The organism is Mucilaginibacter sediminis (assembly GCF_051903035.1).
Lineage (GTDB): Bacteria > Bacteroidota > Bacteroidia > Sphingobacteriales > Sphingobacteriaceae > Mucilaginibacter.
Map to the genome: position 1 here is coordinate 7165690 of NZ_CP170602.1, position 20730 is coordinate 7186419.

Consider the following 20730-nt stretch of genomic DNA (forward strand, 5'->3'; position numbering starts at 1 on the left):
TATGCAGATAAGAATATTAAAACCCGGTTTAATGACCACCATACAGGATTTGGGGCGCTACCAATATCTTTCGCAGGCGGTGCCGGTGTCGGGAGCTATGGATACGTTATCGGCCCGTATTGCAAACATGGTCGTTGGTAATGGCGACAACGCCGCCGTAATTGAATTTACCTATGCTGATGCGGAATTTATTGCCGAAACCGACCTGCTGATTGCTTATGCAGGTGAGGGCGCGGTATTTCAATCAGGTGAACAAGTATTGCCACCGGAGCGTCCTCTTTTTGTCCCATCGGGAGCCATCATAAAATTAATAAATAACCCATCGGGCAGCCGCACTTACCTGGCCATTGCCGGTGGCTGGGATGTGCCCGAAATTTTGGGAAGCAAAAGTACCTGCCTGGTCGCCGGGTTTGGCGGGTTTGAAGGCCGGGTGTTAAAACGCGGTGATGTGCTCATAAATGGGCAAAAATTAACAAGTATTGCACAAGTAATAGTAGAAAAATTCAGAGAAATAAAAAAAAGTGTAAAGAAAGATCAGGTTTTTTACCTTCCATGGAGCATTCCCCGGCGCGCGCATTTGCCGGCCGATGGTAAAACAATAAGGGTGGTGCCGGGTAACGAATTTGGCTGGTTTAATGGCCGCAGCATCGCCAATTTTTTGTCGGAACCATACATCATTGGCAGGCAAAGTAACCGCATGGGCTACCATTTGCAAGGCGCAGTGATGGAACGTTTAAAAAAGGATGAATTGTTAAGTACCGCCGTAACACCAGGCACCATACAGGTTACCGGCAACGGCAGCATGGTGCTTTTGATGGCCGATTGCCAAACTACCGGAGGGTATCCGCGAATAGCGCAGGTAGCCGCTGTAGATATGACTTTATGCGCCCAGCTTAAACCCGGCGACGCCATTTATTTTAAAGATATCACCCGGCGTGAAGCAGAAATGCTGTATATTGAACGTGAACAACAATTGCACCAGCTAACCATTGCTGTGCAAAACAAATTTTTATAAAATACCACCATGCAAAGCATAGACCTTAACTGTGATATGGGCGAGGCATTTGGCAACTACCCCATGCCCAATGACGAAATACTGATGGACTACATTACATCGGCCAACATAGCCTGCGGCTTTCACGCGGGCGACCCGGAGGTAATGCAGCATACCGTTGGCATGGCGGTAAAAAAAGGCGTGGCCATTGGCGCACACCCCGGCTTGCCCGATTTGCAGGGCTTTGGCAGGCGCGAAATGAAGATATCGGCAAATGAGGCCTACCAGATGACTTTGTACCAGATAGGTGCCTTATCTGGCTTTGTGAAAGCGGCCTACGGGAAACTTCACCATGTAAAGGCGCATGGGGCATTATACAATATGGCCGCAAAGGATGTTAGCCTGGCCAAAGCCATTGCCGAAGCCGTGCACGATTTTGATTCCTCACTGATATTATACGGCCTGGCCAATAGCGAAATGATTACCTGGGCAAAAAAACTGGGTTTGACAACCGCATCCGAAGTATTTGCCGACCGTACCTACCAGGACGATGGCTCGCTTACCCCGCGTACCCAAAGCAACGCGCTTATTACCGACGAACAGCAATCTATCAGCCAGGTGCTGATGATGGTAAAACAACAACAAGTGATTTCGGCCAATAATAAAACCATCAGCCTTAAAGCCGAAACGCTATGCCTGCACGGCGATGGCGCGCATGCTGTTGAATTTGCCAAAAAGATAAACGAGAAACTGAAAGCCGAAGGCATAAGCATTAAAGCACCTGCGCAATAAATGAAAAAACAGCGCAACTGGAGTGTTTTAATGGGTGCCGCCTTCCTGATGGCATCGTCAGCTATCGGGCCGGGATTTTTAACGCAAACGGCGGTATTTACCGCGCAGCTGGGTGCAAGTTTTGGTTTTGTGATACTGCTGTCGGTGGTGTTGGATGCTATTGCCCAGCTCAACATCTGGCGTATTATTACCGTGGCCGGTAAACCAGCGCAGGATATTGCCAACCAGCTTTTACCCGGCCTGGGGTATTTTATTTCGTTGCTGGTTTTTTTGGGTGGTATGGCATTCAATATAGGCAATATTGCGGGGGCCGGGTTGGGCCTCAATGTACTGTTTGGTGTGAGCGTAGGGCAGGGGGCTGTCATGAGCGCCATTATAGCTATCGGCATATTTATTTATAAAGAATCGGGTAAGGCGATGGATTTGTTTGCCAAATGCATGGGATGCCTCAAAATAGCGCTGGCCTTGTATGTTGCCTACATTAGTAACCCGCCACTGGCCGAAGCGGCCATCAGGGCGGTAAACCCCACGCAATTTAGCTTTACCGCGGTACTAACTATTGTAGGCGGCACTGTAGGCGGCTATATTACCTTTGCCGGGGCACACCGCTTGCTGGATGCAAAGATCACCGGGCAACAGAATTTGCCGGTGGTTAACCGGGGGGCTTTAAGTGCCATCGGGTTGGCATCGCTGATGCGGTTGTTGTTGTTTATAGCTGCTTTGGGAGTTATAACTGCGGGCGGCAAGCTCGATCCGGCCAATCCGGCGGCCTCTATATTTCAACTGGCTGCGGGGCAGGTTGGTTATAAGCTTTTCGGGGTTATTATCTGGGCGGCGGGGATCTCTTCGGTAGTGGGCTCGGCGTATACATCGGTTTCGTTTATCAGGAGTTTTAGTCCGCTGATATTGAAATGGAATCGTGAGATTATTATCAGTTTCATTGTGATATCCTGCTGTATATTTTTAGCTATAGGCAAACCGGTGAAAATACTATTGGTAGTGGGGGCCATCAACGGCTTTATATTGCCAGTTGCCCTGGGCGTAATGCTGGTTGCGGCTTACCGGTCAAAAATCATCGCAACATACAAACAGCCTTTATGGCTTACTATTTTAGGCGTGCTGGTAGTTGGCACCATGACCTGGATGAGCATCGGGGCGATAGGGCAGATGTTGGGGTGGTGAGTGGTGAGTGGTGAGTGGTGAGTGGTGAGTCAGTTCGCTGTCCGATTCTCTGGTTTCGAATGATCAGGGAAAACGCATTTTGTTGGGTTAACATAACTTAACACATTTCAGATAAAATATTTACAAGTACTTGCTAATCAATATTTTATATTTTATCATGGTTAACACTAAACTGATAGCGCAATTTGGGCGCATCCACATATTTGTGCCTGTTGCTGACCAATACAAGTCCCTTTGGTGCCCTGCTGCCCGATTCTCTGGATGATTATGCCGATAGTCTGTGACTATCGAATGATAAGGTGATGGATCGGCAATTGAAGCAACATGGATTGCCTATTTTAAAAATTGGTCAAAAAAACTTATTTTTGATCAATTGATCATTAATGAAAAACATCAAAGATGAACTACAAAATATCATTCTCGGAGATGAACCTGCTGGCGAGGCAAATAAACTCAAAAAAGCCCAATGTTTCCTTAGATCAGATGCGGCAGCAGGCTTCACAGCTAAAAAACAGCAGTACGTCAAAAGTAAAGAAACAGCAAAACTCTTAACTTTCGCCGAAAGGGAGAATCTTTTCTATACTCCGCTAATCCTGCAAAGTGATTTTATCAGCGAAGGCGCCGAACAAAAGTATACAGGCTTAATGGAACCCACGTTATTAAAACCAATGCAGGTATCTTTTATGAAAGCTGGCTTGATTATTTCAATAGTCTCATTATTCATAATTACTTTTTTCCGGCTACTGCATATACATTTTTGGGCTTCAAAATAATTAACGATGAACTTAATGCGGTAGTTGCGCAGGAATTTATAGTCGCTTCCGAGCCAACGGATCTTGCTGCCGTAAAAGACTTTTTAGAATTTAATCACTTTCGCAATAATCGCAATAACGATTATATCAACAATAAGCTGGGGTTGATTTTTGAAGATCTGCATGAATGAAAATGTGCTCTCTTTTAATGGCGTCCTTTTCTTTATTGACACTATTTTTTATTTGACACCAGATTTTTATACCTCGTGAGTTCTCAGCTGTTCCATTCTCCTCTTTCGGATGACTATGCAATGATAAAGGTATTGATCGGCAAATGATAAAAGAATAAAATAAACTATACAGACAAACACAATGATAATCCTGTAGTCGGAGACAATAGGAATAAAGGTTCAAAGACAAAGGCTTCGAATAGCAGGGGGATTTTATAAAATCTGCGGGGATAGCTGAAATTTTGTTAATTCCGGTTCAAACAATTATTCTGTTCATTCTTTAATTCTGAAAATCCTGATTCAGACAGCAAAAAAAGCCACCCTCAACAGGTGGCTTTTCCTAAATATCCTAAAAAGTAATTATCCTTTTTTGTCAACCTTAGTTACAGGTGATGTATAAGCCTGCACGATAACGTGTTTTTTAACCTCCTGTTTCATAGCTGTTGGCGCCACATGGTTTGCATTTAAATGCGGCGCTATTACCAACGAAACTATCGACATCAGTTTGATCAGGATGTTCATCGACGGGCCCGAAGTATCTTTAAACGGATCGCCTACAGTATCGCCGGTTACTGATGCTTTATGTGGTTCTGATTTTTTGTAGTACATCTCGCCGTTGATCAGGCAGCCTTTTTCGAACGATTTTTTGGCGTTATCCCATGCGCCACCGGCGTTGCTTTGGAAAATACCCATCAAAACACCCGATACGGTTACACCCGCTAATAAACCTCCCAATACTTCGGGGCCAAAAGCAAAGCCGATAATGATTGGGGTGATCAGCGCGATTAAACCAGGGGCAACCATTTCGCGGATGGATGCTTTGGTTGAGATAGCCACGCACTTTTCGTATTCGGGCTTGCCTTCATAGGTCATAATGCCCGGAATTTCGCGGAACTGGCGTCTAACCTCTTCAACCATGGCCATGGCCGCGCGGCCTACTGCCGAGATACACAATGCCGAGAAAATGAAAGGGATCATGCCACCCACAAACAGGCCGGCCAAAACATCGGCCTTGTAAATATCAATATGCTCGATACCCGCAACACCCACAAAGGCTGCAAATAAAGCCAGTGAGGTTAACGCGGCTGATGCAATAGCGAAACCTTTGCCTGTAGCAGCGGTAGTGTTACCTACGGCATCCAGATTGTCTGTACGGTGGCGTACTTCTTCTGGCAGGCGGCTCATTTCGGCAATACCACCGGCATTATCAGCAATTGGTCCAAAGGCGTCAATAGCTAATTGCATAGCTGTTGTTGCCATCATACCTGCGGCCGCTATCGCTACCCCATATAAACCCGCAAAATGGTACGAGCCATAAATACCCGATGCCAAAACCAGGATAGGCAATACTGTCGATTCCATACCTATAGATAAGCCACCGATAATGTTGGTAGCGTGGCCCGTGGATGACTGGCGGATAATGCTCAATACCGGGCGTTTGCCCATTGCGGTATAGTACTCGGTAATGATAGACATTAAAGTACCTACAACCAAACCTACCACTATCGACATAAACACGCCGTTTTTGGTAAACGGAATTATGCCCGCTTTAACTGCGCCATTAACTTCATCGCGTACCATGTGAAACTCGCCCTCGGGCAACATCCATTGTACTACAAAGTAAGTAGCAATAGCTGTTAATATGATTGAAGCCCAGTTGCCTATGTTCAGTGCTTTTTGCACACTGTCTGTTTCGCTTTTAATCCTCACCATGGCAGCGCCAACAATCGAGAATATCAAACCTAAACCGGCTATAACCATAGGCAACAGGATAGGGGCAATACCCCCAAAAGCATCATGAGACACAATTTCGCGGCCCAGCACCATGGTAGCCAGCATAGTTGCCACGTATGATCCGAATAAATCGGCGCCCATACCGGCAACGTCGCCTACGTTATCGCCTACGTTATCGGCAATGGTGGCAGGGTTACGCACATCGTCCTCGGGGATGCCGGCTTCAACTTTACCCACAAGGTCGGCGCCCACGTCGGCTGCTTTGGTATAAATACCGCCGCCTACACGGGCAAACAGCGCTATCGACTCGGCACCTAACGAAAAACCGGCCAATACATCAAGGGCTTTGGCCATTGCCTCGCCGTTTACGGTGCTGCCTGCAACATTAACTACATAAAACTGGTAAAATAATATGAACAGCGAACCCAAACCAATAATGGCTAACCCGGCAACGCCAAGGCCCATTACGGTACCGCCGGTAAATGATACTTTTAATGCCTGCGCCAAACTGGTACGGGCAGCCTGTGTAGTACGCACATTAGCTTTGGTTGCAATGCGCATGCCCAGGTAACCGGCAAATGCCGATAAAAACGCTCCGATGATGAATGAAACGGCAATAACCGGGCTGGATGTAGCCACGGTGGTACCGCTCCAGGCCAGCAATAGGGCAGCTACGGCAACAAAGCCACCAAGCACTTTCCACTCGGCACGTAAAAAGGCCATTGCGCCATCGGCAATGTAACCGGCCAGCGTAACCATGTCGCCATCGCCGGCATCTTGTTTGGTAACCCAGGCTGCTTTAACAGCCATAACGGCAATGCCGATGAGCCCAAACACCGGAATTAAGTAAATTAAGTAAGTGTTCAAAAAATCCATAGTAACAATTTTGGTTTTATTAAGTAAGTGTTGCTAAGTCTGAAGTCTAAAGTCGCAAGTCAAAAGCCTTTTTTTTCTTTTTTCTTTGATTCTTAAGACTACCGACTTAAGACTAACGACTTAATACCACACTGGCTATAGCAGGGTTTAATTGGTGCTTGCAAAATAGTAAATTTATTTTCTTTACAATAGCCTCTCAATATTAAAGTTTTTTGAATAGTTTAGGGCTTTAAACCCTTTTTTAATTTATGGCAAAAGATTCCGGACAACCAAAAATGAAACATGAACTTGGCCTGCTTGATGGCACCATGCTGGTAGCAGGCTCCATGATAGGCTCAGGTATATTTATAGTTGCTGCCGACATTGTACGCAATGTGGGCTCAGCAGGTTGGCTGATAGCAATTTGGCTCATCACCGGTTTTATGACATTGACAGCAGCATTAAGTTACGGCGAGCTGAGCGGCATGTACCCCAAAGCAGGCGGACAGTACGTTTACCTCAAGGAAGCCTACAATAAACTTATAGCGTTTTTGTACGGTTGGAGTTTTTTCGCGGTGATACAAACCGGCACTATAGCTGCAGTTGGGGTGGCTTTTTCAAAATTTACAGCATATTTGATCCCGGCGGTAAGTGAAGATAATATTCTTTTTCAGCAGGGCTTTATAAAAATCAGCGCGGCACAGCTTGTTTCTATCGGTGTTATTTTAATATTAACATTTATAAATACCCGCGGTGTTAAAAGCGGAAAACTGATACAAACTACTTTTACATTAACCAAGCTTGCAAGTTTATTCGGGCTGATCATTTTTGGTTTCGTAGCCCTGAAGCCGGATGTATGGCATGCCAACTGGAGTAATGCCTGGAATCTGCATAAATTGAATGCCGATGGTAGCTTTACAAGTGTAACCCTGGCGGCGGGGCTTGGTGCCATAGCCGCTTCTATGGTGGGTTCTATTTTTAGCAGTGACTCATGGAACAACGTTACTTTTATAGCAGGCGAAATGCGTAACCCTAAAAGGGATGTGGCGCTAAGCTTGTTTTTTGGTACCATGATAGTAACTATAATTTATGTGGCTGCCAATGTGGTTTACACCGGGGTTTTACCATTACATGAAATTGCTACGGCTCCAAAAGACCGGGTTGCAGTAGCTGCTTCACAGGTAATTTTTGGTCATACCGGAACGCTTATTATAGCTGTGATGATTATGATATCCACTTTTGGTTGTAATAACGGTTTAATTATGGCAGGTGCAAGGGTTTATTACACTATGGCTAAGGATGGTTTGTTTTTCAAAAAAACCGGAGAACTTAATAAAGCATCAGTACCGGAATTCGGCTTATGGATACAGGCACTGGTAGCATCAATACTTTGTTTAAGTGGAAAGTATGGCGATCTGTTGGATATGATATCTTTTGTTGTTGTAATATTTTACGTGCTTACTATAATTGGCATTTATATTTTGCGTTCCAAGTTGCCTAATGCAGATCGTCCTTACAAAGCTTTTGGTTACCCAGTGTTGCCGGCTATCTATATTGTAATGGGAATAGCCTTCTGTATATTGCTGATTATTTATAAGCCGCAATTCACGTGGCCCGGATTAATTATTGTCTTAATCGGTATTCCAATATATTACATATCGCAAAGGAACGTTAAAGAGCAGGATGAAGCGGCTATTGATAGTTAGTTTATTTTTAATTACCTGGCAGGCTTATGCCCAGGACCTTCAATCAAGATTATCGGCAGCGTTTGGCCGGTTACAGGCCGATAGCCAATGCCGGTATGCATCGCTTTCGCTAACTGTTTTGGATGCCAAAACCGGCGAACAGGTATTTGCCGCCAACCCCAATATGGGGCTGGCTACGGCATCAACCCTAAAAACTATTACCAGCATTACAGCCTTTAATGTTTTAGGGGCCGATTTCAGATACCAGACCCAATTGGGCTACAACGGCGAAATTGCCGCTGACGGTACGTTGAACGGCGATATCATCATCAAAGGCTCGGGCGACCCAACCCTGGGCAGCTGGCGGTACGAGCAAACCAAAGAAGCACATGTGCTGGCTTTAATGGCCGATGCACTTAAAACTGCAGGCATCAAAAAAATAAACGGGCGCATAATTGGCGATGACAGCATCTTCGGCACCCAATCTATCCCCGAGGGCTGGATATGGCAGGATATTGGCAACTACTATGGTGCCGGAACATCGGGCCTGTGCTGGCGCGAAAACCAGTTTGATATTAAGCTTCGTACCGGCGCTGTGGGCAATCCTATTGGCGTTTCGTACACCGTTCCCAATGTATCGTACCTTACTTTTAAAAGCGAATTGGTTAACGGCTCCGCGGGCAGCGGCGATAATGCTTACGCCTTTTTGCCCGTTGGCAGCAAAGTAATGTACCTGCGCGGCAGCTACGCTATCGATAAAGATAAAAAAAGCATCTCGGCAGCAACGCCGGATGCAGCTTACGATGCCGCATTGCGCTTGTCGGATACGCTGAAAAAATTAGGCATTGCTGTCGGGTTCGATCCCGAATCTGTTGCCACATTAACGGCAAAAGGATTGAAATTGCCTTTGATTACCAAAAATCTCACCGCTATTCCGTCGCCGCCGCTGAGCCGGATCATTTACTGGCTCAATCAAAAAAGTATTAACCTTTATGCCGAGCAACTGCTTAAAACCATCGCCTGGAAACAAGGCCGTAAACCCACCACAACAAACGGGGTAGAGGAGGTACAAAAATTCTGGCAGGCCCGGGGGATAGATGCCAGTAGCATGAACATCTACGATGGCAGCGGCCTGTCGCCCGGCGATAGGGTAAGCACCAATACCATGGCCCGCATCCTGCAATCGGCCAAAAAAGAAAGCTGGTTCCCTGATCTGTATGAAAGCCTGCCCGTATACAACGATATGAAAATGAAAAGCGGCAGTATCAACAGCGTACTTTGCTACGCCGGCTACCAAACCCACAACGGCCGCGAGCTTTGTTTTGCCATCATGGTAAATAACTTCAGTGGATCGAGTAAGGGAATAAAGGAGAGGATGTTCAGGGTATTGGATGTGTTGAAGTAGGAGACCCCTAACACTTCATGTTATTTAGTTAAGAAGTTAAGGCCGATTTAATATCGAACACCGAATATCCAATTTTGAATAATGAAGGAAAAACTTTGATGTTGGATATTCGAAATTCAGTGTTCGATATTATTTTCACTTCTGCTTATCTTAACTTAATAGCGTCGATAACCCCCTAAAGGGCGAACTTTTTGATTGACACATTCGTGTTGATGTGGTAGGAAAATTCGTCTAACTTATCTTGTTTGATTCTTGATTCTGTTGCTATCTTTGAACTAAACCAAATCACAATTTATTTCATGAGATTCCTTTTGACTCTTGCACTTGTATTTACGTATTTAACATCAATAGCGCAGAGTAAAAACCTGCTGTACGGCAATTGGATAAAAACCAGGTTAACATACCAAAGTGGAAAAGAGCCCACTGATGATGATACCAGGAAATTCGAATATCTAAAGTTCAGCTTTAGCCAGGACGGCAAATTTGCATTGGCATACAATTACGATTATAAGGGCGGTAGTTTTCGCTTTGTTTTAAACGGAGATACTTTACAATATGGGGCTAACCTTGTACATATAGATAAATTAACTAAAGATTCGCTGGTTTTTACGCAATGGATTAACGGCAAGTTTGACAATCCAAATTGTTTAAAATATTATTTTGTAGCAGAGCCGGCATACCAGAAAGCAATTCCGTTAACGGCCAATGATATAGTTTCGGTAAATCAAACAGACACACTTTATAGAGCGAGCGAAAAAATTTACGCTGGATTTAAAGAAGATGAGGGGTTTAGGCAATTAGTGTCGGATGCGGTTAAAGGATTACAGCAGCAAACGCCTATAAACGATCACTTTTTGGCAACTTTTACGATCAATAAAGCAGGCGAGGCATTAGGACTGCAAATTATAAACGGAATTAACCGCGAATTTGATAGGCAGTTTAACAAGGTATTTGAAAGAAATAAAAAGAAGTGGGTTCCGGCAACTTATAAAGGCAAGGCAGTTAACGTACAAATGAAAACGGAAATTCGTTTTACAAACTATTCAAAATACCCGGTTTATCAACGGTATACGCAATTAGGAACTGATGCAATGTATCAAGGCGATTTTAACCTTGCGTTGTTTAATTTTGATAAAGCGTTAAAGAACTATGCCGAAGGCGATATTTATTATAAGATGGCTTTATGCCAGATTATGCTCGGCAATATAGAAGAGGCCTGCAGCGATATGCTAAAATCTGAAGCGCTGGATTATACTGCAGCTACCGGATTGAAAAGAAAATATTGTCATTAAGATAGCTAAATCATGAAAATATTAACCTTAACCCCGCACAAACCCATTGTTTATTCACCCGGAATAATCAGCCTTGTATTGTTGCCATTATTTTGCCTGGTTTATTTAAAGCAGCACAAAGCATTTGTGCGTTACAGTGCCATGGATATAGCGGTATGGAGTCCTGAATGGAATAGCAGGTTACCAAAGCGGCTTCAACGGGATTTTCCACCGGTTAGAAACTATCTCAGAATAAATTTAGATGGCAACGAAATTGGCGATAAGGCCCGCCTCGATTTCGCCCGCCTTGAAATCAGAAAAATGCTGGCTTCGGGAGATACTGAAAGGGGTATAGATTTTCATTTCTGGAATACCGCGAAATACCAGGCATTTATTACCGCTATTGATATTTGCCAAATGGAGAATGCCGGCATTTGTATTTCTTATAAAGATGATATTTACGTAATAGTTCCAAAGCGATAGTTTTCAAAAAGCCGGATTATACCGGCCGTCCTAAGTAATTTACAAATCAATATATTATGAAAAAATTAAACACGGTGATAATCCTTTTTGTGTTTTTTGCCTTGTCGGCCTGCAAATCCAAACCCAACCCTGCCGACGCCGTTCAAAGCATCCGCTTTAAGTTTACCGAGCTGGGTCGCGAAACGCAGTTCAGGATCCCCTGTGATAAATTCAGCTATTATTTTCCGGCAAGCAGGATTAAGATTTTTACAAAACCCACAGCCATTGATAGTGTGATGCACTTGCTCGATGGCATGAAACCGGCCGGCGAAGGCGTCCAGCCCGATGTACGGGGGCAGATTCTCATTACCCATGTGGGCAATGCCATAGATACTGTATGTGTAGGGGTAAAGGCCCTTGAATATAAGGGTGCCACTTACGAAACGCCGCAGGAGTTATTGGTGTTGATACAGAAATAAAAACTCGGAAGAATGTGTCATCGCGAGCGTAGCACGGCGATCGCGGACATTGCAGGTCATTCACGCGTAACTAAGAGATCGCCACGTCGTTCCTCACTATAATGGCGTGTTTGTAAGTTTATTGATTACCAGTATAGAAAACCGTCATTGCGAGGTACGAAGCAATCCCAAAATATGTGGGACTTAGCATATCGGGGATTGCTTCGTACCTCGCAATGACGGCGTTTAGAACATCAATTTAATTATATTTTGTTGTGCGTCATAACGTTTTTTTTAATTTTTACCTGATCGGTACACGCAATGACATGATGAAATACGTACTTACGCGTAAGTAACATTCAAAGTAAATGGTACGCTCAGCGCTTTTGATATAATGCAATTTGCTTTTGCGTCTTCGGCAATGGCTTTAAATTTAGCTTCATCAACACCGTCAATAACCGATGCTTTCAGTTCTAAATGAATACCAGTGATGCTCAGGGCCTGCATATCCAGGTCAAGAATGGCATCGGTGGTCAGGTCGCCAGGGGTAAAGCCGGCTTGTGACAGGGCAGCGCCAACAGCCATAGTGAAGCAGCCTGCATGAGCGGCGGCAATCAGCTCTTCGGGGTTGGTGCCAATGCCATCGGCAAAGCGGGTTTTAAAAGAGTATTGGGTTTTGTTAAGCACGGTGCTTTGCGTAGTGATTTCTCCGCTGCCGGTTTGTAAAGTGCCATTCCAATGGGCGTTTGCTGTACGTTTCATAGTTTGTGGTTTTTGTTTGTCCATGGTCCATAGTCGATGGTCCATGGTATTGTTGTGATTAATTGATTCTAAATGCATGTCTATGGACTATCGACCATAGACTATCGGCTAATTCCATTTCGCCCGAACGTACTGCTCCGGCCATTCTACTTCGTGTCCCAGCTCATGGGCGGCGCGTAGTGCAAAATGCGGATCGCGCAGCATTTCGCGGGCTATAAATACAACATCGGCTTCGCCTTCCTGTATAATTTCATCAGCCTGGTGCGGTTTGGTTATTAAGCCTACTGCTCCGGTAAGTATACCGCTTTCTTTTTTAACTTTCTCCGCAAATTCAACCTGGTAACCTGGTTTTAACGCTATTTTAACACCAGCGATGTTGCCGCCTGTCGAGCAGTCAATAAGATCGACACCTTTATTTTTTAGTATTTTGGCAAGCGCTACCGAGTCATCAGCCGTCCAGGCGCCTTCCGTCCATTCGGTTGCCGATATACGCACAAACAACGGATTTTCTGCCGGCCAAACTTCCTGTACGCTTTCAATTACTTCCAGTAAAAAACGGATCCGGTTCTGGAACGAGCCTCCGTATTCATCCGTACGTTTATTACTTGCAGGCGATAAAAACTCGTGCAATAAATAACCGTGCGCGCCATGCAGTTCAATTACGTCAAAACCTGCGGCCAAAGCCCTGGCAGCGGCGGCTTTAAAATCAGCTTTAATTTTGTCGATGCCGGCTTTATCCAGTTCTAAAGGCGCCTCTTCACTGTCGATAAAAGCGATTGGGCTTGGCGCGTATGATTTCCACCCGTTAGGTTCATTGGATGGCACCTGTTTGCCGCCCAGCCACGGCTGCAGGTGGCTGGCCTTGCGGCCGGCATGTGCCAGCTGTGTGCCGGCATAAGCACCATGGGCGTGCAAAAAATCGGTGATTTGTTTTAATTTGGTAATATGTTCGTCCTTATAAAGGCCCAGGTCGGCAGATGAAATGCGGCCTTCGGGCGATACGGCGGTGGCTTCGGTGATAATTAAAGCAGCACCGCCAACGGCCATGCTGCCCAGGTGTACCAGGTGCCAGTCGTTAGCGAAACCGTCTTCGCTGGAATACTCACACATGGGCGATACCACGATGCGGTTTTTAAGTTCGATGTTCTTTATTTTAAGCGGTGAGAATAGATGCGGCATATGTTTTTGTTTGGTACAAATATGGTAAGTAACATTGATTGTAACCACACTGTTTTGTAAAATAGATATAAGCGTAAAGCCGAAGGCCTAAAGCAGAAAGCAAAACAGGCGTAACGGCTTTTACCAGTGGACCTTTGCTGTGCTTCACACTTTTTTGGTGAGGTTTTAAATTGCGACCTGTTCAGGATGCAGTTTCTTCTTCCTCCTCGTCCTCGTAGCTTTCATCTTCCAAATCCAGCCGGCAAATCCAAACCCCCAATAACAAAGGGAGTAAAAATGGCAGCAGCATGGCCGATAGTTCAAATGGCGAATAGGCGTTTTTAGACGCTGATGCACCAAGAAATACCAAAATAACAACAATACCTAAGGCGATCGACACCCGTTGTTTAACAGCAATTACGGTTGAATTCCTGGTCATTCGTGGGATAATAAAAGTAAGCAACGCGCCCAGCGGGCATGTAAATACCATTAACACGCCAACCGATAAGGGATATTCTTTAATAAAGGCGATGGATAGTATACTCCCGGTGTGAAAGAAAAACTGGCTTACAAGGATTTGTAGCACGGGTGCTATGATCACCATAGTTAACCACACCTTAAAACTGTAAAATTGCGCCGGATCCATAGGCTGTTATTGTTAAAAAAGTAAATATAAAAGATATCAGCTTTCAAACAAGGGATGCGCCGTACGCGGCAAAAAATAATGCGAAACAATGCTTAAGTTTGAAATGTTAAGGCTGATTTATGTACTCACACTGTTAAACAATTGGTAATTTGACTACATATACAACCCTGATTATTTTAAGCGGACTGGTCATTTTCTCGTACCTGTTCGATTTGATAGCCGGTAAAACCAAAATCCCTTCGGTTATTTTATTGCTGATGCTTGGCATCGCGATACATTTTACTGTTGATTATTTTGGGGTGAAAATGATCAATTTTAAGGTGATTCTGCCTACGCTTGGCACGTTGGGCCTTATCCTTATAGTATTTGAGGGAGCGCTGGAACTGCGGTACAATAGCGATAAAAATGCTATCATCAAAAAAGCGTTCTTTTCGGCATTTACCCTTTTATTGGTTAGCGCATTTGCCATTACATTTATCATCAGGTATTTAACAGGGCAAAGCTTTTACCTGTGCTTTGTAAATGCCATACCTTATTGCGTGGTCAGTTCGGCAGTGGCTATTCCATCGGCATCTAACCTTGGTAAAAACAAAAAGGAGTTTATTATTTACGAGTCTTCTTTTTCGGATATCCTTACCGTGGTGCTGTTCAACTTCATAGTACGTAACCAGCAAATTGATGTGGTATCGTTTATAAAACTTGGCGCCGAACTTACAGGCATTATTATAGCAGCCATCATATCCTGCCTGCTGTTGCTTTACCTTATTGGCCGGTTAACACATCACATCAAATCGTTCCTTATTATCGCGTTGCTCATATTGGTTTATTCGGTAGGGCAATCGTTCCATTTATCGGCATTGATAATTGTACTGGCACTGGGCCTGTTCCTGAATAATGCAAACCAAATCAGTTTTCCGTGGTTCAGGAAACTGTTTATCTATCCAACCTTTCAACACGATATCAAACAGCTTTTCCAGCTATCTGCCGAGAGCGCTTTTTTAATGCGCACGTTCTTTTTCATAGTATTTGGTTATACCATGGATATTTATGAATTGCAGGATATTACCTTGCTGGCAACCGGCGGTGCCATACTGGTATCCATTTACCTGGTCCGCTTTTTATACATCAAATTCGTATCCAAAACCGACCTGATGCCCGAGTTAGTAATAGTACCCCGGGGGCTAATCAGCGTACTGCTGTATTATAACCTGCCGGATAATTTGAAGATACCGCAGGTTGGTACGGGGCTGTTGTTTATTGTAGTATTGGGTACAAGTTTGATATTGAGTTTAGGGTTGTTTGCGACGAGGCGGAATCTGAATCAGAATTTACAGGATTAAAGAATTGACAGAATAAACTACGCATACATTCTATTCATTTAAAGATTCTGTAAATTCTGATTCAGACTTTAGCAAGTTCCGGGTTTCATCGCATCCGCTATCGGCCTACATTTGTTTATAAATAACAAATAATATGATGAACACACAGGAAAATATTAATTACGACCGTATTGCCGAGGCAATAAATTACATAAAACTCAACTTTAAAACCCAGCCAAATTTAGATGAAGTTGCCGAAAAGGTTAACCTCAGCCCCTTTCATTTTCAGCGTTTGTTTACAGATTGGGTAGGCATCAGCCCTAAAAAGTTTTTGCAATACTTAAGCCTGGAATATGCCAAAGGTATTTTAAAAGATAAGCAGGCAACCTTGTTTGATACCGCCTATGAAACGGGCCTGTCGGGTACCGGGCGTTTGCACGACCTGTTCATCAACATTGAAGGCATGACCCCTGCGGAGTACAAAAACGGCGGCAAAGAGTTGAGCATAAACTACAGCTTCGCCCAAAGCCCCTTTGGCAATATCATAGTGGCATCAACCCCCAAAGGTATTTGCTATATGGCCTTTGCCGACGACCATGCCGACGCTTTAGATCAACTTAAACAGCATTTCCCTAACGCGACCTATACCCAGGTAGTTGATATGGTGCAACAGGATGTTTTGCATATCTTTAAAAAAGACTGGTCGCAATTGCCGGCAATAAAATTGCATTTAAAGGGCAGTAGTTTTCAATTAAAGGTGTGGGATGCCTTGTTAAAAATACCTATGGGTGGCTTATGCAGCTATGGCGATGTTTCGCAAAAAATACAATTGTCAAATGCCAGCCGGGCAGTAGGCAGCGCCATAGGGGCCAATCCGGTAGCGTTTTTGATCCCTTGTCACCGGGTTATCCGGTCGACAGGCGAATCGGGGCAATACCATTGGGGGGCAACCCGTAAATCGGCAATTATAGGCTGGGAGGCAGCAATGGTTAATCAACCGGTATCAATATAAAAGATGATGGAAATTAAAGAGCGAATTGATAATTTAAATTGGGCTGATATTAAAGCCGGTATGGATGCCCGTGGATATGCCATTGTAAAAAACGTTTTAGCTGCGGATGAATGCGCCGCTCTGGCTAATCAATATATTGATGATGGGCTTTACCGCAAAACCGTTGTGATGGAACGCCACCATTACGGCCGGGGCGAGTATAAATATTTCAAATATCCATTGCCGGCAATCATTCAACAGTTACGGGAGCATGTTTATCTAAAGCTTGAACCTATCGCCAATAACTGGATGGAATTGCTAAATAAGCCCACGCGTTTTGCTGATACTTTAGATGAATTGCTGCAGTATTGCCATCAGCATGAACAATTGCGGCCAACTCCGTTGATACTGCAATACACCGAAGGCGGTTACAATGCCATGCACCAGGATTTGTATGGCGAGGTGTTTTTTCCCATTCAATCGGTTTTTATTTTGGATGAACCCGGCATAGATTACGAGGGAGGCGAATTCATTTTGCTGGAACAAAGACCGCGCGAACAATCAAGGGCGATGGTGTTAAAACCCGGCAAGGGTGATATGATATTATTTACCACCAGTTACCGGCCTGCAAAAGGCAGCAAAGGGTACCATCGGGTAAATATGAAACACGGCATAGCCGAGATTACCAATGGTCGGCGGCACAGTATGGGCATTATTTTTCATGATGCCAAATAACTGTTGCAACCCTGAATTTGATGTGAAACAAAGCTTTACAACTCCTGCGATTGCGATTGATTTATGCCATAAATTACATCAATAGTTAATTTTTGCTAAATTTATCGCAATTCTATGTTAACCCCCTTTCAGGATGGCAGAAAAGGTAGCTATAAGCGATGTGCAATTGATCGACCGGTTAAAATCGGGCGATGAAAGTGCGTTGACCGCTATCTACAAAAAATACTGGCAGCAATTGTTCCTGTCGGCCTACAATGTTTTAAAAGATAAGCAGGCCTGCGAAGATGTTATCCAGGAACTGTTCATCAAGCTTTGGAATAGCAGGGATAATATCCAAATAGCCGTATCGTTAAAAGCATACCTGTATGCATCCATCCGTTATGAAGTTTACAGGCAAATCCGTGCCGGGGTTGCAACAAGCGATGTGTTTGATGCCCTTGCCAACAGTTTGCAAAGCCCTGACACCCATGAAAATTTAGAATACAAAGAGCTGGTTTCACAGGTAAATTCGGTAGTTGAAACGCTACCCGAAAAATGCCGCGAAGTTTACAAGCTTAGCCGCGAAGAGTACCTAACCCATAAGCAAATTGCATCAAGGCTCAATATATCTACCAAAACAGTCGAAAATCATTTAACCAAAGCGCTTAAGCATTTGCGTACTTCGTTGGGGACTTTGTTTTTGTTGTAGATTGGGGTGTTTTCTGTTGTGGATGGGTGAAAAAGATGTGTTATTGCAGGAGTTCAAAAATGCCGACCGATGTTCAATTGATTAGTTATGGCATTTATCGTAACTTTATACTTAATTAAAAATATACGGAAGTGAAAATGAAGCCTAAAAACGATCAACAGGATAACCGCTTATTTGCCATGCAGCAGGTTATAAAAAAACTCAGGAATGATGATCTGAACCAGGGACATTGCTTTATGATTTTTGATGATGAATTGCCTGATGATGAAGCCTACTATGAATACCCAGATGGCCAGATAAAAGTAGAAAGATTGGATAAAAGTAATTTAGATGCCCCGCGCGAAGTGATCAAGGTACTCACAAAAAGTGAAATTGCTGCCGTAAAGGAAAAACATGAAGTTTTCCATTAAGCCTAAACTATTTATTATTACTGGGAGCAACGGTGCCGGCAAGTCTACCTACAAACAAACGTTGATCCCATCCGAATTTGCTGATCTCGATATATTTGATGGAGATGTTTTTTACACACAAAAAAGCATTGAGTTTTATAAAATAAATAAATCGTCAAAAGAGTCAAGAAAGCTTGCGGAAGAAGCACTTGAACAAGAATTTCTTCGTCTTGTTAACTTAAATATTGAGAACAAAGCTAACTTTGCCTATGAGGGGCACTTTACAGGCCCAGGTGCTTGGGCAATCCCAAAGAGATTTAAAGAAGCTGGTTTTGAAACCCATTTAATTTTCTGCGGGCTAAATACTTTAACAAGATCAATCCAAAGGGTAGAAATGCGTGTTAAAAAAGGAGGTTTCCATGTTCCCCCACTTGCAATCGAGAACAAGTATTGGGGAAATATGGAAATGCTCGATAAGAATTTCCCGATGTTTGATTCTGTTGAACTAATTGATACGTCACTAAAAATGATTTCTATTGCTAAACTTCTAAATGGAAACGTCGGAAGATCCATACCTCCAGATCAGGTACCAGAATGGTTAAAAAGCGGAATGCCAATTATGTTTGAACTAATCAAGAAGTTTTACAATGTTGCATGATTTCTGCCATCATTCATCGTGAGAAAGAAGTATATAGCATAACTGTATTTTCAGCTATGCTATATATGCTATATTGTATTGATGTTTGCTCTGAAAAAAAGCATCCAAAGCTTTCTTTTCATCAAAGTCAATTGGAAGTTTAACACAGCCTGCTATCCTTTTTAATTTTGGGGATAATTTCTTTATACTTGTTTCTTCCGCCACTAACTTCTGCCTCGTTTTCATAATATTTTGCCTGTAAAACAAATTCACTTATCCGGACAATCTTCCCAATTTTATTTTTTTTCTTCCCAGATAGGGGATACCCCTGTTTTTATACTCTTACTATAAAAACCAGGTTGTGCAAAAGCAGGAATTTCAACAATTGATTGATAAATACCTTAACGGGCAGGCTACTGCCGATGAGGTGCAGCTGTTAATGGAATTGTTTGACAACGCCCAAACCAATAATGATTGGGACGAGCAAACCCTGGGCGTGAAGCAAGACCTGGAAGATAAAATGCTGCAACGTTTGCAATCGGCAGTTCAGCAATCGTCAGCAAAGCATCAACCTAAAGTATTCAAAATCTTTGCTTCCAGGAATGTAGCTGCGGCGGTAATCGGCCTTATGATTATTAGCGCCGGTGTGTATTACGGTACGCGGCACACGGCAAAAGAGGTAGCCCTGGCAAAAAACAAAACGGTGGTTAAGCACGATGCCGACCCCGGTAAAAATGAAGCAGTCCTAACCTTAGATAACGGCGAAAAAGTGGTGCTCGATTCTGCAAGAATCGGCACCATTGCCCAAAAAGGAAACATCAGCATTAAAAAAACTACAGATGGGCAACTGATTTACCAGGTGGATGACAATAATGCTTCACCGGCAAATGGCCTTGTTGCTTATAATACCATCAGTACCCCCCGTGGCGGCCAATACCAGGTTATATTGCCCGATGGCAGCAAAGTTTGGCTTAACGCGGCATCATCGCTGAAATTCCCGACAACATTTGTCGGCAACCAGCGCAATGTTGAACTAACCGGCGAGGCCTATTTTGAAGTGGCTAAAAATCCGTCGAAACCATTCGCGGTAAATGTTGGTACGCTTAATGTAAAAGTACTGGGTACCCATTTTAACATTAATGCTTACGCTGACGAGGATAACATCAAAACAACTTTACTGGAGGGCGTGGTACAATTAACCAGCGGCAATAGTCATAATTTGCTAAAACCAGATGAGCAGGGCATTGTTAAAGGCGATAATATCCAGGTTGTTGAAGTAGATGCCGAAAGGGCCGTAGCCTGGAAAAACGGTTTTTTTGATTTTAACCGGGCCAGTATCAAGGATATCATGAAACAACTATCGCGATGGTATAACGTCGAGGTGGTTTACAACGGCAAAATATCCGACGATGAATTTATGGGCAGAATTGAACGAAATGTGAAGTTATCGCATGTACTGCACGTTCTGGAGCTTAGCCATGTCCATTTTAAAGTTGAAGACAAAAAGATAACAGTATCACCTTAACCATATCCGTTTTAACATTAACCTTAAAAAAACATCTACCTATGAGCAAAAACATACATC

Annotated in this window: 22 protein-coding genes; 17 read left to right on the forward strand and 5 right to left on the reverse strand. The window is 43.7% G+C overall.

The window, feature by feature from the left end; translation table 11 throughout:
• Window position 1 precedes the first annotated feature (1 nt).
• The 5 genes from ACFGVS_RS29970 to ACFGVS_RS29990 all read left to right on the forward strand — a co-directional run bounded on the left by ACFGVS_RS29970 (window position 2) and on the right by ACFGVS_RS29990 (window position 3911).
• Window positions 2–1015, forward strand: a complete 1014-nt coding sequence (locus tag ACFGVS_RS29970) for a biotin-dependent carboxyltransferase family protein (protein WP_439696763.1) — start codon at window positions 2–4, stop codon at window positions 1013–1015.
• A gap of 9 nt (window positions 1016–1024) precedes the next feature.
• Entirely contained in the window at window positions 1025–1786 is a 762-nt protein-coding gene (locus tag ACFGVS_RS29975) for a LamB/YcsF family protein (protein WP_439696764.1), read from the forward strand.
• A complete protein-coding gene (locus ACFGVS_RS29980) occupies window positions 1787–2968 on the forward strand; it encodes an NRAMP family divalent metal transporter (protein WP_439696765.1) in 1182 nt (393 codons plus the stop codon).
• 383 nt (window positions 2969–3351) lie between these two features.
• Window positions 3352–3741, forward strand: a complete 390-nt coding sequence (locus tag ACFGVS_RS29985) for a hypothetical protein (RefSeq protein WP_439696766.1) — start codon at window positions 3352–3354, stop codon at window positions 3739–3741.
• Entirely contained in the window at window positions 3645–3911 is a 267-nt protein-coding gene (locus tag ACFGVS_RS29990; protein WP_439699273.1) for a hypothetical protein, read from the forward strand. Before ACFGVS_RS29985 ends, ACFGVS_RS29990 begins: the two co-directional genes overlap by 97 nt.
• 399 nt (window positions 3912–4310) lie before the next feature.
• Here the strand turns inward: ACFGVS_RS29990 and ACFGVS_RS29995 are convergent, their stop codons facing one another.
• A complete protein-coding gene (locus ACFGVS_RS29995; protein ID WP_439696767.1) occupies window positions 4311–6560 on the reverse strand; it encodes a sodium-translocating pyrophosphatase in 2250 nt (749 codons plus the stop codon).
• Between the two features lie 248 nt (window positions 6561–6808).
• Here ACFGVS_RS29995 and ACFGVS_RS30000 point away from each other — a divergent pair, with 248 nt between their 5' ends.
• From ACFGVS_RS30000 to ACFGVS_RS30020, 5 genes are all read left to right on the forward strand, one after another.
• A complete protein-coding gene (locus ACFGVS_RS30000; protein ID WP_439696768.1) occupies window positions 6809–8245 on the forward strand; it encodes an APC family permease in 1437 nt (478 codons plus the stop codon).
• Window positions 8223–9629, forward strand: coding sequence for a D-alanyl-D-alanine carboxypeptidase/D-alanyl-D-alanine endopeptidase (dacB, locus tag ACFGVS_RS30005; RefSeq protein WP_439696769.1), 1407 nt, complete (start codon window positions 8223–8225; stop codon window positions 9627–9629). Before ACFGVS_RS30000 ends, dacB begins: the two co-directional genes overlap by 23 nt.
• Before the next feature lie 299 nt (window positions 9630–9928).
• Window positions 9929–10921: a hypothetical protein gene (locus ACFGVS_RS30010; RefSeq protein ID WP_439696770.1), complete on the forward strand. Its 993-nt coding sequence runs from the start codon at window positions 9929–9931 to the stop codon at window positions 10919–10921.
• A 12-nt stretch (window positions 10922–10933) separates the two neighbouring features.
• Window positions 10934–11383 (forward strand): hypothetical protein, encoded by a 450-nt coding sequence (locus ACFGVS_RS30015; protein WP_439696771.1) that lies wholly within the window; start codon window positions 10934–10936, stop codon window positions 11381–11383.
• Between the two features lie 56 nt (window positions 11384–11439).
• Entirely contained in the window at window positions 11440–11841 is a 402-nt protein-coding gene (locus tag ACFGVS_RS30020) for a hypothetical protein (RefSeq protein WP_090645716.1), read from the forward strand.
• A gap of 321 nt (window positions 11842–12162) precedes the next feature.
• Here ACFGVS_RS30020 and ACFGVS_RS30025 read toward each other — a convergent pair whose 3' ends face one another.
• From ACFGVS_RS30025 to ACFGVS_RS30035, 3 genes are all read right to left on the reverse strand, one after another.
• A complete protein-coding gene (locus ACFGVS_RS30025; RefSeq protein ID WP_439696772.1) occupies window positions 12163–12582 on the reverse strand; it encodes an OsmC family protein in 420 nt (139 codons plus the stop codon).
• A gap of 108 nt (window positions 12583–12690) precedes the next feature.
• Window positions 12691–13761 carry an NADPH dehydrogenase NamA gene (gene namA / locus ACFGVS_RS30030; protein ID WP_439696773.1) on the reverse strand — a complete coding sequence of 357 codons (1071 nt, stop codon included), beginning with the start codon at window positions 13759–13761 and terminating at the stop codon, window positions 12691–12693.
• A gap of 181 nt (window positions 13762–13942) precedes the next feature.
• Window positions 13943–14386 (reverse strand): hypothetical protein, encoded by a 444-nt coding sequence (locus ACFGVS_RS30035; protein ID WP_439696774.1) that lies wholly within the window; start codon window positions 14384–14386, stop codon window positions 13943–13945.
• 149 nt (window positions 14387–14535) lie between these two features.
• Here ACFGVS_RS30035 and ACFGVS_RS30040 point away from each other — a divergent pair, with 149 nt between their 5' ends.
• From ACFGVS_RS30040 to ACFGVS_RS30065, 6 genes are all read left to right on the forward strand, one after another.
• Window positions 14536–15726, forward strand: a complete 1191-nt coding sequence (locus ACFGVS_RS30040) for a cation:proton antiporter domain-containing protein (RefSeq protein WP_439696775.1) — start codon at window positions 14536–14538, stop codon at window positions 15724–15726.
• A gap of 136 nt (window positions 15727–15862) precedes the next feature.
• A complete protein-coding gene (locus ACFGVS_RS30045; protein ID WP_439699274.1) occupies window positions 15863–16717 on the forward strand; it encodes a bifunctional helix-turn-helix domain-containing protein/methylated-DNA--[protein]-cysteine S-methyltransferase in 855 nt (284 codons plus the stop codon).
• Window positions 16718–16720: 3 nt separating this feature from the next.
• Window positions 16721–17431 carry a 2OG-Fe(II) oxygenase gene (locus tag ACFGVS_RS30050; protein ID WP_439696776.1) on the forward strand — a complete coding sequence of 237 codons (711 nt, stop codon included), beginning with the start codon at window positions 16721–16723 and terminating at the stop codon, window positions 17429–17431.
• A 133-nt stretch (window positions 17432–17564) separates the two neighbouring features.
• Window positions 17565–18119: an RNA polymerase sigma-70 factor gene (locus tag ACFGVS_RS30055; protein WP_090645749.1), complete on the forward strand. Its 555-nt coding sequence runs from the start codon at window positions 17565–17567 to the stop codon at window positions 18117–18119.
• 137 nt (window positions 18120–18256) lie between these two features.
• Window positions 18257–18529, forward strand: coding sequence for a hypothetical protein (locus ACFGVS_RS30060; RefSeq protein WP_090645752.1), 273 nt, complete (start codon window positions 18257–18259; stop codon window positions 18527–18529).
• Window positions 18513–19166: a zeta toxin family protein gene (locus ACFGVS_RS30065; RefSeq protein WP_439696777.1), complete on the forward strand. Its 654-nt coding sequence runs from the start codon at window positions 18513–18515 to the stop codon at window positions 19164–19166. The genes ACFGVS_RS30060 and ACFGVS_RS30065 overlap by 17 nt, the downstream gene beginning before the upstream one ends.
• Before the next feature lie 54 nt (window positions 19167–19220).
• On the opposite strand, the gene ACFGVS_RS30070 is transcribed toward ACFGVS_RS30065, so the two are convergent.
• Window positions 19221–19391, reverse strand: a complete 171-nt coding sequence (locus ACFGVS_RS30070) for a hypothetical protein (protein WP_439696778.1) — start codon at window positions 19389–19391, stop codon at window positions 19221–19223.
• Between the two features lie 115 nt (window positions 19392–19506).
• Here ACFGVS_RS30070 and ACFGVS_RS30075 point away from each other — a divergent pair, with 115 nt between their 5' ends.
• Window positions 19507–20670: a FecR family protein gene (locus tag ACFGVS_RS30075; RefSeq protein WP_439696779.1), complete on the forward strand. Its 1164-nt coding sequence runs from the start codon at window positions 19507–19509 to the stop codon at window positions 20668–20670.
• Window positions 20671–20730 lie beyond the last annotated feature (60 nt).